Below are 14,773 nucleotides of genomic sequence, written 5' to 3' on the forward strand. Positions count from 1 at the left end.
GTTTCATAAGAGGGCTTCGGTAGAACAAATATCTCAGTTCCCTTGACACCCTTGCTTTTTAAAAAGCTGTTATTTCTTAATTTCTTCCATGATGTAGGCTTCGATGGTATCATCTACACGGATGTCGTTGTAGTTTTCAATCATCAAACCACCTTCTTGGGCGTTACCGACTTCTTTCACATCATCCTTGTAACGCTTCAAGCTGCCCAATTTACCGTCAAAGATAACAACGCCATCTCGGATAACACGAACACTTGAATCACGGGTAACCTTACCACGTACAACCATGAAACCACCGATCGTTCCGACTTTAGACACTTTAAATGTTTCACGGATGATCGCTTCACCGATGATTTTTTCTTCGTACTCAGGATCCAACATCCCTTTCATGGCATCTTCCATCTCTTCAATCACCTTATAGATGATACTGTGGAGGCGAACTTCTACATCATCTGCTTCTGCTTGACTACGAGCCTCAGCAGTTGGACGTACGTTGAAACCAATTACAAGGGCATTTGATGCTTCTGCAAGTGTAATATCAGACTCGTTGATAGCACCTACTGCAGAGTGAACGATATTGACGCGCACGCCTTCCACTTCGATTTTCTGAAGAGAGGTTGCAAGGGCCTCTACAGAACCTTGTACATCGGCCTTGATAATGACGTTGACAGACTTAACTTCACCTGCTTTAAGGGTATCAAAGAGGTTTTCAAGGCTGACACGTTGGGTTGCCTGACGTTGTTTGAGAAGGGCACGTTTAGCACGCTCTTCACCGGCTGCACGCGCAGATTTCTCATCTTCATAGACAGCGAAGTGATCGCCAGCCATTGGCGTTTCGTTCAAACCAGTGATCGAAACCGGTGTAGATGGTCCAGCCACCTTGACACGACGACCAAGGTCATTTGTCATGGCACGAACACGACCGAAGGTATTTCCGACAACGATTGGGTCTTGAACATTCAAGGTACCTTGTTGAACAAGAAGGGTCGCAACAGCACCTTTTCCTTTGTCCAAATGAGCTTCGATAACCGTACCAATAGCACGAACAGTTGGGTCTGCCTTAAGTTCTTGGATCTCAGCTACAAGAAGAACTGTTTCCAACAACTCATCAATATTTTGGTTGAACTTAGCAGAAATTTCTACGAATTCAGACTCGCCACCCCAGGCAGTTGAAATAACGCCGTGTTCAGCCAATTCACCGATAACACGCTCTGGGTTGGCTCCTGGCTTGTCAATCTTGTTGATAGCAACGATGATTGGAACATTGGCAGCTTTGGAGTGGTTGATGGCCTCAATGGTCTGTGGCATGACACCGTCATCTGCTGCAACGACCAAGATGGTCAAGTCGGTCACAGAAGCACCACGAGCACGCATAGATGTAAAGGCAGCGTGTCCAGGCGTATCCAAGAAGGTAATTTTCTTGCCATTTTCTTCGATTTGGTAGGCACCAATATGCTGGGTGATACCTCCTGCTTCGCCTGTTGCCACACGAGAATTACGAAGGGTATCCAAAAGGGTTGTCTTACCGTGGTCAACGTGTCCCATGATGGTCACAACAGGTGGACGCTCAACCATTTCCTCTTCATTGAGGTAGCCCTCTTCGACGAAGAAACGTTCAATGTCAGCGTTATCGACCTCAACCTTTTCCTTGGCCTCGATTCCATAATCTACCATAAGGAGTTCGATGGTGTCGCCATCTAGAGATTGGTTCTGAGTTGCCATGACACCCATGAGGAAGAGTTTCTTCACAATTTCAGCAGGTTCACGTTTGATCCGTTTTGCAATTTCTGCAACGGTCATGCCAGCTGTGTATTCAAATTCTGTTGGCAATTCGTGGAACTTGCGTTCAGTTGCTGGCTTGACAGGTTGGTTACTCTTGCCTTTTTTGTTTTTCTTGTTGTTATTCCAGTTACTATTTCTTTGATTTCTCACTTGATTTTGACTATTTCGATTTCTTTGTTGTTTCCGTGGACCATCTTCTTCGTCACTATTAAAGTCACGTTTCTTGTCTGGTCGAGCTTGTTTTTTACGACGGGTATCTAGAGCACTTTCTGCAACCTTCTCAGGCACCGCTGCGACTGGTGCTGGTTTGACAAATGGCTTGCTTTCAATCACCGGTTCTTCGAACTTGATTTCCTTAGGCTTTTTCGGTTGCTTTTTAGCCTCCTGGGCCTGACGGAACCGTTCTTCGCTGGTACGAGCGTATTCTGCATTTTGCTCTGCTTTTAAGGCTGCTGCACGCGCTTTGAAGTCAATCTTCGGTGTTGCTGGTTTTGCAACCTCTTTTTGCTCAAAGCGTGCTGATTGAGTAGAACGGTTGTCACGATTATCGTAACGGTCACCAAAACGATTGTCCCTACGCTTGTCTGAACCCTGCTCACGTCTGTTATCACGACGCTCATTGCGTTCATTACTTGGACGGCCTTGGCCTTGCTGACGGTTGTCACGACGGTCTTGACCTTGTTTATTTTGTCCACCTTTACCCTGAGCTCGCTTAGCTGCTTGTTCCTTGGCACGCGCTTCACGCTCTGCCTTAAAGTTACGGCTCTGTGGGCGGTGAGGTGCTGCTGGAGCAACTGCCTTCGGTTCTTCCTTGGTAGCTGGAGCGGGTGCTTCTTGCTTTGCTACTGGAGCCTTGCTTTCAGTCGGTTTCTCAACAGACTGGACTTTCTCAACTGGTTTTTGAGCTTCTGCTTTCTTAGTAAAGCTGTCAGCCAAACGTTTGGCACTTGCTTCATCTACACTTGAAGCATGGCTTTTGACTTCAAAACCCAATTCTTGAGCCTTAGCAACAACTTCCTTGCTACTTACGCCTAATTCTCGGGCAATTTCATTCAATCTCTTCTTAGACAATGCCTTGTCCTCCTGTTCTATTCCATAATAGACCTCATCTTCTTTGTAAATCCAGCGTCTGTCACTGCAAGAACTTTCCTAGCCTTGCCGACAGCTGCACTCAATTCCAGTGTTGAAAACACTGTTACAACTTCTACGTGATAGGTATGACTTTTATCTGTTACTTTTTTACTTAAATTTCCAGCAGCATCATTAGCTAAATAAACCAATTTTGCCTTTCCTTTTTGAATAGCTTCAACAACCAGGTCCTCACCTGAAACCAGGCGACCTGCTCGCTGGGCTAATCCCAATAAATTTAAGATTTTCTGTTTCTTATTCCAGTCCAAGTTCTCTCCTCTTGACCTTGTGATCAACATAGGCAATCAATTCATCATAGAACTCTTCAGCTACTTCCATACTAAAGGAACGATCGAAGACACGACGTTTTTTAGCCTGGGCAGCTTCCGTATTATCTAGTTTGATATAGGCTCCTCGCCCATTGGCCTTGCCTGTTGGATCGATAAATACTTGACCTTCTTTATTTTTTACAATACGGAGCAAATCCCGTTTGTCGATGATTTCACCGGACACCACAGACTTGCGCAAGGGTATTTTTCTAGCTTTTGCCATGGTTGCTCCTTTTGTCTTATTCTAGTTCTTCCGCGACTTCTTCTACAAGCTCTTCTGTTGCATATTGAGCCGCCTCAAATGCCTCATATTCGGAAGCAGACTTGATGTCGATACGGAAGCCTGTCAAATGGGCTGCCAAACGAACGTTCTGACCACGACGACCAATTGCTAGTGACAATTTATCATCTGGCACAACAACCGTAGCATGCTTGCCATCTTCTGTATCAAACAATACTTGGTCAACTTCTGCAGGAGCGAGAGCATTGTAGATAAATTCTGCTTCATCTGCTACCCACTCGATAACGTCAATATTTTCCTCAGTTGGAATCATGCGGTCATTTTTAGCATCGTAGCGAGCTGGGTGGAATTTGCTGGTGATTTTCTTGATATTTGAACCACCACGACCAACGATAGTCCCGATAGCATCCACGTTTGGATTATGACTACGGACAGCAACTTTCGTACGGTCACCAGCTTCGCGGGCCACACTCATGATTTCAACAGTTCCATCATATACTTCAGGAATTTCCTGTTCCATGAGGCGTTTGATCATCTCTGGATGGCTACGGCTGACAAATACGTTCACCCCACGGCCGTTATCTTCTACCTTGTAAACATAGACTTCGATGCGATCATGTGATTGGAAAACCTCACCAGGAATTTGATCCTGTTTTGACAACTGGGCTTCAATGGTGCCAAGGTTGACATAGATAAAACGATTGTCAAAACGCTCTACCGTACCAGACATGATTTCATTTTCATGTTGCTTGTAGGTATTAAAGGTAATGGCACGCTTTTGCTTGCGCATTTTTTCCATGATGGTTTGCTTAGCTGATTGGGCAGCTACGCGACCAAATTCTGCCGGATCTTCTGGGAATTTGATTTTATCACCCATTTCATAAGCAGTTGAGATGGCCAAGGCATCCTTGAGGCTGATTTCCAAACGGCTATCAAAGACCTCATCCACTACTTCACGGACAGTATATACGTGGAAATCAGCCTTCTTCTCATCAAACTCGATAACTGCTGACTCAGCTTGTCCATAGCGGCGCTTATAAGCAGAACGAAGTGATTCTGTCACTGCATCGATAATATCCGCCTTGTTAATACCCATGTCTTCCTCTAAAATACGGAAGGCTTCTAGCATTTCTCTACTCATTTTGATTTCCTTTTGATGTCAAAAGGTCCTTTCTTACACTTAAATTTTAACGGCCAAACGTGCCTTAGCTACTGTCGAATATGGAATGGTCACTTCTTTTTTACGGGTCTTGTCCATGTACTCCATGACCAAGTCTGTACCATCGAAAGACAGAAGAGTTCCTTCAAAAACCTTAACCTTGTCAATAGCCTGATAGAGCTTGACATGGATGTACTTCCCAACAGCCTGGGCAACAGCTTCAGCCGTCCTCAAGGGACGTTCCAAACCTGGACTGGTCACTTCCAGCATATACTGCTCTGGGAAAGGATCCGGCTGAATGGTATCCAAAAGCGGACTAATGACTTCTGACAAATCTGCCGTATCTTGAAGGGAAATCCCCCCTTCTTTATCAATGAAAATAGACAGGACATAGTCACCACCCATTTTGCCATATTCCACATCTACCAACTCATAGGGAGCCTGGATAGCTGGTGCAATGGTAGCCGTGACTAAATCAACAATTGATGACATAGGCACCTCCTTTTACAATTCTAACCTGCTACAATCTGCATACAGGGAAAGGGTTGACTGACGTCAACCCCCTTTTCTCTTTATTTCTCCCTGTATTCTACCACAATTTCTAGCACCTGTAAAGGAAAACGATAAGAATAGGTTCTTGTAAACGTTACCTATCACTTCAAGCAAAAATAAGGAGCCCACCTGGATTCCTTATTTGCTTATCTTATTAAAATCGCGCTTCCACACGATAGATAACCTGACCCTTGTTTGAGAATTTTTCCTCATACTCTGTCATAACATTGCCTTCCAAACCATCTGCATGTAGGTCTAGCCAGACCTGCTTCAAGACCATGCCGTATTGGGAAAAGCTAGCCAAACTATATTCAAATAAACCACGGTTATCCGTCTTGAAATGAATTTCACCATTTTCAGGCAGAATTTCCTTATAGGTATCCAAGAAAGACTTGTAGGTCAAGCGACGTTTCTCATGACGTTTCTTGGGCCATGGATCAGAAAAATTCAGATAGAGCTGATCAATCTCCGCAGGGGCAAAATAATTGGTCAAACTAGAACCATCCACCTGCAAGAGTTTGATATTTGGTAAACCAGCTTCTAAAACTCGGTCCAAGGCATAACTCAAAACCGTCATCTGAATATCAATACCGATGTAGTTAATATCTGGATTTTGTGCAGCCATTCCTGTTACAAAACGACCTTTACCAGACCCAACCTCGATATGAATGGGGTTATCATTTCCAAAAATTTCAGCCCATCTCCCCTTGCACTCCTCTGGATTGGAGATAACATACTGGGGATTATTTGCTAGGAGCTCACTGGCTCCCTTACGATTTCTAACTCTCATACTTCCCTATAAAAACTCTGGCGGAATTGACGCAGAGCGTAAATTTCTCTATTAGCCGCCAAGGTATTGTAACTCTCAACATGCTTGGCAATTTGATTGAGGTAGGCCAACTGACCATACCAATAAATCTTGTTCAAAACGGTTTGATTATACTTATACCCGTAATCACGTAGCCATTCTTCCCAAGCCTGACGGGGAATGTAGTGGGTCAAAATATAGGCCACATCGACCATACGATCGGTCACACAGGCCGTTTCCCAATCCGTCAGATAAATGAAACCTGAAGTTGTTTCAACCCAGTTGCTATGGTGCAAATCCCCATGCACAAAGGTAGCTAGTTCCTGACGAAATCTAGGTACAGTGTTCAACAAATCCTGACACACGGATTGCAAATAGGAATTTTGAAGCAAAATCGGTGGCACTTCTTCCTGCCAACGACGAACCAAATCCTTCGGCTCCATATAAGTATAATTCATTTGAAGGGCCTGGTTAAGCAAAATCCGTGAAAAGTGCATCCGCACTAAAATTTGTCGAACCTGCTTGCTGGTCATATCATGGCGTTCCAAGGTACGACCGTTGAGCCACTCCTGCTCCACACGGTGCCCCATACCTACCTCCCGATTTGCAGACAAAACAGGTGGTGTAATCTGCTCACGAGCTAGTGCGGACACAATGGGAGGCATTTCATATTTTACAAAGACTTGCGTTCCGTCTGACCGTAGGCCCTTAAACGCTTTGCCACTATTTCCTGCAATAGACTGTAACTGTAGCCCACTGGTATCAAACTGCATGCCTTACCTCCTTTAAAAATTCTTTACTATTTTACTAATTTTCAGCTATTTAGTCAATCAATTTTTTTCAATTTTGCAGGCAAATAGATTTCATGCAGGAAAAGTCCTATCAAGGCTAGCATACCTATCCAGATTTTTTCTTGGACAAATAGCAGAGCGACCAGTATTTCCACTAGCAAGAGCCCGTATAAAATGACCCGAAGCAGGCGCTGAAAATCTCTTATTTTACCTTTTTTGTCCAAGGGATAGAGTTGGGTCAAATACTGGTAATCATAGTGCTTGTAGAGCCCCAAAAGTTGAAAGAGGAGCAGATAATGAAAGACCAATACCAGACCAATAGAGAGCCATGCCTCGTCAATGGCTATCAAGGACAGAAGGATTAGCAAGAACAGGCGCAAGCTGAGACCAAAATAATCTCCAGCCCGTAAAAATGCCCTCAAGTAGAGATAGAACCAGGTTTGGCGAGAATGAAGCAAACGCAAGATGCCATCCAAATACCTTCTTGGCTTGACGGTCGCACTAATTCCTTTAACGGTCGTAAAGAGAGCAAAGAAGCGCAGGATAGTTTGCTTTCTCTTCTGCTCATCCTGAATGGCTGTTGACCAGTTCAAAATACCTTGTTGCTGGTAGGTTGCTAGCTGGTATTTTACTAGAAAATACTTGGCAACAAGCAAGACCACTATATAAACAACCACCATCCAGATTTCCAAACCCAGCTTCAGATAAATGGGTAAGAGCAGAAGCTGGAGCAAGACCTGCAATCCAGACCAAAGCACGAATGAACGACGGCTTGCAGCTTCAAATTCTTCCAAGACTTCCTTCTCCCTAGTTAATAGGAAAATCTGGTCAGCTTCCTCCAAATAAGTCGCCATTCTACCTGAAAACAAAATCAAGAAACTGACAGCAAGGACAATTAAAGTAATCGGCCAGGAATTTTTGGGAAAAGCTATCAAGAGTTGTCGATACTGCAAACTCAAAAATCCCAGAAAAACCATGAGCACCAAGACAAAATGATCATTCAAGACATAGCGCAGATACTTGGAACACCGTTCTAGAAAATCTCGTCTGCGTTTTTGGAACAATGCTTTCATCCAACTGCTCCTTCTTGGGTCAAGGCCAGGTAAATATCATTCAGACTAGCACCTTCCATACCAAATTGAGTCTGCAAGTCCGCCAAATTCCCTGTCGCCCTCACCTGTCCTTGATGCAAAATCACAAAGGAATCACACATCTTTTCAGCCGAGTCCAAAACGTGAGTGGACATAAGGATAGAAGTCCCCTTTGCCTTTTCCTCTTCCAAGAGAGCAATCAAATCTGCAATGGCAACTGGGTCCAAACCTAAAAATGGCTCATCAACGATTAACAAGCTCGGCTCTACCAGGAAGGCACAGATAATCATGACCTTTTGCTTCATGCCCTTAGAGAAATTAACCGGATACCAGTCTAACTTTTCTTCCAAACGAAAGATTTTCAGCAATCTCTCTGCTCTCTCCCAAGCAGCTTCCCATGGCAAATCGTAAGCCATTGCCACCACTTCCAAGTGCTCTTTTAGCGTCAACTCCTCGTATAAACTAGGTGTTTCAGGGATAAAGCCAATCTTCTTCCGATAAATTTCAGGAGCCTGAGCTAGCCCTTGGCCATCAATCAAAATTTGCCCCTGATAAGGCGTCAAGAGGCCGATGATTTCCTTGATAGTCGTTGATTTCCCAGCACCATTTAGACCAATCAAGCCAACCAATTGACCATTTTCAACCGTGAAGGTAACATCTTTCAAGACAGGGATATTGACATAGCCCCCTGTGACATTTTTAACTTCTAACATACATTTATTCCTATAATTTGATATAATTATTATAACAGAAATCCTAGAAAGAGGGCGTATTATGTCAGATTGTATCTTTTGTAAAATTATAGCTGGAGAAATCCCAGCTTCCAAGGTCTATGAAGATGACCAAGTTCTTGCCTTTTTAGACATTACTCAGGTCACCAAGGGACATACCCTAGTCATTCCAAAAAAACACTATCGTAATGTCTTAGATATGGACGCCGAGGCAGCTGGACAACTCTTTACTGCCGTTCCAGCTATTGCCCGTCACTTGAAGGAAAAATTGGGCGCTAGCGGTTTAAATATTGTCAACAACAATGAAGAAGCAGCTGGACAAACCGTTTTTCACACCCATATCCACCTCCTGCCTCGCTTTGACCAGAACGATGGTCTGGATATTCAATTTAAGGTCAATGAACCTGATTTTCCTGCCCTAGCCAATTTGGCTCAAGAAGTCTATCTAGGAGAATAAGATGAAACTTCGCAACCTCCTCTTAGCCCTATCTGCTGCTAGTGCTACCTATCTGGCCATATCCAACCGAGAAAAAATTGCCAAAGAAGTCAAGGATACCAAGCAAATTATGACTGATATGGAAACAAGCAAAGCCAATATCCAGGAACAACTTGCCATCATCCAAAATTTCAAAGAGCCACTAGAAAGTCTAGCAAATGATTTACAGTACAAAAGCCGTGTCTATCAGCAAAGTATTACAGGAAATCTAGAAGAAATCCAAAAAGTAATGGCAAAATATAAAAAAGAAGACGAAAAATAGGCCAAAGAAAATGAGATTGGAAATCCAACCTCATTTTTTATTGTCCTTCTTCTGTTTGTATTTCTGTTCCAACCTCGGTTGTTCCAGATATTTCTGTTTCTGTAGTCTCAACTACAACAGAATCAAACTGCTCTTCACTGACTTGTAAGTCACTTGCATCAGTAGCGACCGTCCCCGTCATCGTCTCCAAATCAATCACTTCCGCCCAAGGACTGGCCTCAAGTTCTAGTAAATCTGTATAAGCATTATAGACGTTGATTGGACTAGACAAGCCCATCTGCCCCTCATAAACCTTAACATTTGTTAGGAGATCCGTCTTTGCTTCTAAACCAATAGAAGTCTTCAAGATATTTTGCATCTCTAGCAAATGCTGGGTAGGAGGTAGCTGGTAATAGATTTCATCAACAAGCTCATCAATTCCTCTCAATTGGTAGGAATGTAAATTCCTAATTGAGTCCTTGTATCCTAAAAGTTCTGGTATCGTTGCCGTACTGATTTCAATATCCGTCCGCATGTTGTTGGAAATAGCTGTTAAAATTTTCTTATACTGGGTAAAGCCATCTAGTTGTAGAAGTTTCTTCACAATAGCTGTAATGACCTCACGCTGACGGCGTTGACGACCAATATCTCCTTCTGGATCGTCGTAACGCATCCGTGCATATACAAGAGCCTGATCACCATTTACCAAACGTTTACCTGTTGGAACAATTGCCGTATAGGCTGGTTCATACTCTGAAATGGAAATCGGGAAACCTAGTGTATTATTGACTTCAATCCCACCTACTGCATCAACTAGCTCGACTAGACCATCCATATTGATTTCAATGTAACGATCAATGTTGATGTCCATCATTTTTTCAATGGTAGCAATAGCCATAGGAGCCTGCCCGTAGCTATAGGAGTGGTTAAGTTTTTCTACCGTTCCTGTTGATTCTCCATTGGCTTCAGCAATCTCCACCATGATATCACGCGTCAAACTCATCATCGTGGTTTCCTTAGTTTTGGGATTGACCGTCACCAAAATCATGGAGTCACTTCGACCTTCCTCCCAAACGCCACCACGAGTAGCCTGGTCCATATCCACCCCCATCAAAAGAATGGTAAGAGGCTCCGTTGCATCGATAGGCGTAATTTCCTCTTCACCATCTAACTGCCTAAAGGTTTTTGAAATCGCATCTGTCGAAAAGTTTAATAAACTAATCCCATAGGCAAATCCAGCTCCAAGTGTCAGAACTATAATCGCCAACGACATTAAGACTATTTTTTTTCCAATTGTCATCATTCACCAATTAGCCTGCCCATGTAATAGAGGTCAAGCCATTCCCCTTCATCTGTTCTAGCCCCTCTCACCTGGGTCCCTTCAATCACAAAGCCCATCTTCTGATAGAGGTGGACTGCCGCTTGATTGCGCACCTGAACAGTTAATTCCAGACGCTTGAGGAGGTCTATTTCCTGAGCCCACTCGATGACCTCATCCAGTAAAATGGTCCCCAAGCCATGTCCCCAGTAATCTTTTTTTATCGCAATGAAAATATTCCCGATATGGCTGATCCGAAATTGTTTGGATGATTTGACAGAAATAGCCCCTATAACTTCCGTTCCTACTTTCGCCAGCAAACACAGTTCACCAGGATTTTCAATGCCAGCTTCAAAAATCCTTTCCATCTCTTCAGGACTAAACCGAAAGCCTGATTCATCCATGACCAGATAATCCGTTTCGCTAGCCACTTGGTTCATAAAATCAATAAAGGCCACCGCATCAGCTGGCTCAGCCTCGCTAAAATATACTTCTTTTTCAGTCATTCTGTATTTCCTCAGCCAATACTTGACTTTTAGCCCCATGAGCCTTAAAAGTCAGACGACGACCGTCTTCTTCCTTCTCGATACGAACGAGCAAATAGTCATCTAATAGGCTTGCATCCAACAATTCTCCCCATTCGATAACCGTCACACCACCACCATAGAGAAAATCATCTAAATCAATAGAATCCGGATCGTCACCAATCCGATAGACATCTAGATGGTAGAGAGGCATTCGACCTTCATACTCACGGACAATGGTATAAGTCGGACTTTTAATCATCTGGTCAATATCCAAACCCTTAGCCAAACCCTTGGTCAAAGTGGTCTTTCCTGCACCTAAATCGCCCGACAGGACTAGCACTTGATTGGCCTTACAAGCCCTACCAATTCGCTCACCGATTGCAATCAATTCATTTTCATTTTGACTATACATACTTGTTATTATACCATAGCCATTCGGCTTTGTCATAGGTCTACTGGAAATTGTAGACAAATCTACAGAAAAAATCGCAAGCCTAGGCCTGCGATTTTGTTTATTCTACACTGAAAAGATATGGATAAACTGGTTGGTTTCCTTGATGGATTTCGACCTCGATATCTTCAAATTGTTCTTCTAGCTGTTCAGCAAGTGTCTGCGCCAATTCTTCATCACCATCTTCACCGATATAGATCGTTACGATTTCGCTATCTTCATCCAGCATTTTCTCAAATGTAGCAACAAGTGTTTCCATCATATCTGGATTGGACACTACAATCTTGCCATCAACCATACCAAGGTTGTCATTCTCATGAATTTCAAGACCATCAATGGTTGTATCGCGAACTGCAGTTGTCACACTACCACTTTTCACCTCTGCGAGAGATGCCGTCATCGCTTCAAAGTTGCTTTCCAAATCACGACTTGGATCAAAGGCAAGCAAGCTAGTGAAGCCTTGTGGTAGAGTCTTGGTTTCTACAACCTTAACCGCCACTTCAGCAACTTCTGCTGCAGTCTGAGCCGCCATCAAGATGTTCTTGTTGTTTGGAAGCAAGATGACATTACGGGCGTTGACCAATTCAATAGCATTGACAAAGTCTTCTGTTGATGGGTTCATGGTCTGACCACCTGAAATCACATAGTCAACCCCTTGTGATTTGAAGATTTCTGTCAATCCCTCACCTGCCGCAACAGCAACAATGCCATATTCTTTTTGTTCAGCTGGTTTTTGGTAGGCTTCTTCTTTTTCAACTTGCGCTTCATGTTGTTCACGCATGTTGTCCACTTTTACCTTGACCAAGCTACCATATTGAAGACCTGCCTGCATGACCAAGCCCGGATCTTCAGTATGGACATGGACTTTAACAATTTCATCATCGTTGACAACTAGGAGAGAATCACCAAGGTCGTTGAGGTAGTTACGGAATTCTTCATAATCAAAGTCCTTGACATAAGTAGGTCCTTGGCGAAGAGCTACCATGATTTCTGTACAGTAACCGAAGGTAATGTCTTCTGTCGCTACATGGCCAGCTACAGACTTGTGATGCTCTGCATTGATCATTTCTGTCATAACAGCTGGAGTTGCTTCAAAATCCTCAGAAGCAATGTACTCACCTGTCAATGCTGACAAGAAGCCTTCGTAGATATAAACCAGACCTTGACCACCTGAATCGACAACTCCAACCTCTTTCAAGACTGGCAACATTTCAGGTGTTTTCTTGAGGGCACGGTTGGCACCTTCAAGGGTTGCGCGCATAACTTCTACCGCATCATCAGTTTCTTCTGCTTTTTTAAGAGCTGCTGTAGCTGCCCCACGAGAAACCGTCAAAATGGTACCTTCAACTGGTTTCATTACAGCCTTATAGGCCACTTCTACACCATGTTGGAAGGCCTGCGCCAAGTCTTTACCGTCCAATTCAACCTTGCCTTTAACAGACTGACCGAAACCACGGAACAATTGTGACGTAATAACACCAGAGTTTCCGCGAGCACCCATAAGTAAACCTTTTGACAAGATTTGAGCGACTTCACCAACCGTATTTGCAGGCTTGTCTGCCACTTCTTTGGCACCATTGGTGATGGTCATGCCCATGTTGGTTCCCGTGTCGCCATCTGGAACAGGAAAGACGTTTAATGAGTTTACATATTCGGCTTGTTTATTCAGACGAGTAGATGCTGCCTGCACCATTTCTTGAAATAAACTTGTTGTAATTTTAGACACAATTATTCTCCTACGACTTTAATATTTTGGATAAAAACATTAACGGCATCAACAGAGATACCCAATTGATTTTCCAAGTTGAATTTCACACGTTCTTGGATATTGCGAGATACTTCACTGATTTTCACACCGTAACTCATAACAGTGTAAACATCGACTGCAATGCGACCATCTTCCAAGGTCTTAATGACAACACCTTTGGAGTAATTTTCCTTGCGTAAAAGGGCCTGAAAATTATCCTTAATCGCAGACTTACTAGCCATACCAACAACACCGAAAATCTCAGTCGTAGCACCACCGACAACTGTGGCAATCACGTCATCAGTTAATTCAATCTGGCCGTCTTTTGTATTGATTTTTACAGTCATAATTCCTTACCTCAAATAGTTTTATCACTCCATTTTACCACATTTTCTGTATTCTGTAAAAGACAAGCTTGTGACAGCTGAAAGGAAGAGAAAAAGAGTTCCCGAAGGAACCCTTATGTGTTTGTTAACCCAAACGTTGTTTTGCATCGGCAGCACGTTGGAAGGCTTGACCGACATAGTTGATACAAAGCATCATAACAAGGATAAAGATAGCTGCTGGCAACCAAATCCAAGTCTTGTTCTCTAAGATATCTGCATTACGGGCATTTGAAATCAAGGTACCCAAACTTGGAACTGTCGACGGAAGACCGAAGCCTAGATAAGTCAATGATGTTTCGATACCAATATTCCCTGCAAAGTTGAGGGTCAAGTTGACAATAATCAAAGAACTCAAGTTAGGCAAAATCTCACGGAACATGATCATAAAGTCACTTGTTCCAAGTGTTTTCGACGCATTGACATAATCCAAGCTAGCCTCAGACAAGGTTCGCGTACGGAAAAGACGGGCCTTAGCTGTCCAATAGAAGGCACTCATGATTAGGATAAAGTGATAAATGGTATAGTTTTTGATAACCGTTACGAAAACGATAATGAGCATCGTAACAGGTAGAATCATAATGAAGTCCACAATCCGCATCAAGAAACCATCCAAACGACCTCCATAGTAGCCTGAAATCAATCCGACCGAGATACCAACAATACTTGTAATAATGGTAATAGTAAAACCGATAACAATGGAGTTTCGAGCACCAATAATCAACTGACCAAAGATATCTTTACCACCTTCATCCGTTCCCAAGATATAACCATCAACTCCAGGTTCCAAGTAACGTCCCAAAAGATTGACTTTCATCACTTGCTCTTGATCCAAGACCAGGGCACCGATGAAAACAGTCAAAAGAACTGTCACCAAAATGACCAAGGAAGCTAAAGCTAATCTATCCTTCAAGAACTCACGCGCGATGACGCGAAAACCACCTGGAGGAGTTGAAGCTGATTGTACTTGTTTTTTATTTTCTTTACTCACCTTACTC

General features: G+C 43.3%; 17 protein-coding genes. 2 read left to right on the forward strand and 15 right to left on the reverse strand.

All coding sequences use genetic code 11. The annotated features are described in order from the left end of the window. Positions 1–69: 69 nt before the first annotated feature. From infB to C1G53_RS07920, 9 genes are all read right to left on the reverse strand, one after another. Positions 70–2,853, reverse strand: a complete 2,784-nt coding sequence (infB, locus tag C1G53_RS07880) for a translation initiation factor IF-2 (protein WP_105118282.1) — start codon at positions 2,851–2,853, stop codon at positions 70–72. A gap of 17 nt (positions 2,854–2,870) precedes the next feature. Further along, positions 2,871–3,179 carry a YlxQ-related RNA-binding protein gene (locus C1G53_RS07885; protein ID WP_238139121.1) on the reverse strand — a complete coding sequence of 103 codons (309 nt, stop codon included), beginning with the start codon at positions 3,177–3,179 and terminating at the stop codon, positions 2,871–2,873. After that, positions 3,166–3,462 carry an RNase P modulator RnpM gene (gene rnpM / locus C1G53_RS07890; protein ID WP_105118284.1) on the reverse strand — a complete coding sequence of 99 codons (297 nt, stop codon included), beginning with the start codon at positions 3,460–3,462 and terminating at the stop codon, positions 3,166–3,168. Before rnpM ends, C1G53_RS07885 begins: the two co-directional genes overlap by 14 nt. Before the next feature lie 16 nt (positions 3,463–3,478). Continuing rightward, on the reverse strand, positions 3,479–4,621 hold the full coding sequence (gene nusA, locus C1G53_RS07895) for a transcription termination factor NusA (protein ID WP_105118285.1): 1,143 nt from the start codon (positions 4,619–4,621) through the stop codon (positions 3,479–3,481). Positions 4,622–4,660: 39 nt separating this feature from the next. Continuing rightward, the gene (rimP, locus tag C1G53_RS07900) at positions 4,661–5,131 is read right to left on the reverse strand and encodes a ribosome maturation factor RimP (protein WP_105118286.1); all 471 of its coding nucleotides are present in this window, start codon (positions 5,129–5,131) and stop codon (positions 4,661–4,663) included. A gap of 214 nt (positions 5,132–5,345) precedes the next feature. Continuing rightward, the gene (gene trmB, locus C1G53_RS07905) at positions 5,346–5,981 is read right to left on the reverse strand and encodes a tRNA (guanosine(46)-N7)-methyltransferase TrmB (protein ID WP_105118287.1); all 636 of its coding nucleotides are present in this window, start codon (positions 5,979–5,981) and stop codon (positions 5,346–5,348) included. Then, positions 5,978–6,772: a cell cycle regulator CcrZ gene (ccrZ, locus tag C1G53_RS07910; protein WP_105118288.1), complete on the reverse strand. Its 795-nt coding sequence runs from the start codon at positions 6,770–6,772 to the stop codon at positions 5,978–5,980. Before ccrZ ends, trmB begins: the two co-directional genes overlap by 4 nt. A gap of 53 nt (positions 6,773–6,825) precedes the next feature. Next, positions 6,826–7,863, reverse strand: a complete 1,038-nt coding sequence (locus C1G53_RS07915) for an ABC transporter permease (RefSeq protein WP_105118289.1) — start codon at positions 7,861–7,863, stop codon at positions 6,826–6,828. Continuing rightward, positions 7,860–8,594, reverse strand: a complete 735-nt coding sequence (locus C1G53_RS07920) for an ABC transporter ATP-binding protein (protein WP_105118290.1) — start codon at positions 8,592–8,594, stop codon at positions 7,860–7,862. Before C1G53_RS07920 ends, C1G53_RS07915 begins: the two co-directional genes overlap by 4 nt. 61 nt (positions 8,595–8,655) lie before the next feature. Between C1G53_RS07920 and C1G53_RS07925 the strand changes: the two genes are divergently transcribed. Then, positions 8,656–9,069, forward strand: coding sequence for an HIT family protein (locus C1G53_RS07925; RefSeq protein WP_105118291.1), 414 nt, complete (start codon positions 8,656–8,658; stop codon positions 9,067–9,069). 1 nt (position 9,070) lies between these two features. Then, positions 9,071–9,370 (forward strand): chemotaxis protein, encoded by a 300-nt coding sequence (locus C1G53_RS07930; protein ID WP_105118292.1) that lies wholly within the window; start codon positions 9,071–9,073, stop codon positions 9,368–9,370. Between the two features lie 37 nt (positions 9,371–9,407). Here C1G53_RS07930 and C1G53_RS07935 read toward each other — a convergent pair whose 3' ends face one another. The 6 genes from C1G53_RS07935 to C1G53_RS07960 form a co-directional block, all read right to left on the reverse strand. Next, on the reverse strand, positions 9,408–10,649 hold the full coding sequence (locus C1G53_RS07935) for an LCP family protein (RefSeq protein ID WP_105118293.1): 1,242 nt from the start codon (positions 10,647–10,649) through the stop codon (positions 9,408–9,410). After that, positions 10,649–11,173: a GNAT family N-acetyltransferase gene (locus tag C1G53_RS07940; protein WP_105118294.1), complete on the reverse strand. Its 525-nt coding sequence runs from the start codon at positions 11,171–11,173 to the stop codon at positions 10,649–10,651. The genes C1G53_RS07935 and C1G53_RS07940 overlap by 1 nt, the downstream gene beginning before the upstream one ends. Beyond that, the gene (tsaE, locus tag C1G53_RS07945; RefSeq protein ID WP_105118321.1) at positions 11,166–11,606 is read right to left on the reverse strand and encodes a tRNA (adenosine(37)-N6)-threonylcarbamoyltransferase complex ATPase subunit type 1 TsaE; all 441 of its coding nucleotides are present in this window, start codon (positions 11,604–11,606) and stop codon (positions 11,166–11,168) included. Before tsaE ends, C1G53_RS07940 begins: the two co-directional genes overlap by 8 nt. A gap of 100 nt (positions 11,607–11,706) precedes the next feature. Beyond that, complete coding sequence (locus C1G53_RS07950) at positions 11,707–13,371, reverse strand: DAK2 domain-containing protein (RefSeq protein WP_105118295.1); 1,665 nt, start codon at positions 13,369–13,371, stop codon at positions 11,707–11,709. Positions 13,372–13,373: 2 nt separating this feature from the next. Then, entirely contained in the window at positions 13,374–13,739 is a 366-nt protein-coding gene (locus C1G53_RS07955; RefSeq protein ID WP_002939192.1) for an Asp23/Gls24 family envelope stress response protein, read from the reverse strand. 124 nt (positions 13,740–13,863) lie between these two features. Continuing rightward, positions 13,864–14,766: an ABC transporter permease gene (locus tag C1G53_RS07960; RefSeq protein WP_105118296.1), complete on the reverse strand. Its 903-nt coding sequence runs from the start codon at positions 14,764–14,766 to the stop codon at positions 13,864–13,866. Positions 14,767–14,773: the final 7 nt, after the last annotated feature.

The sequence above is a fragment of the Streptococcus suis genome (genome assembly GCF_002960445.1).
Lineage (GTDB): Bacteria > Bacillota > Bacilli > Lactobacillales > Streptococcaceae > Streptococcus > Streptococcus hyiners.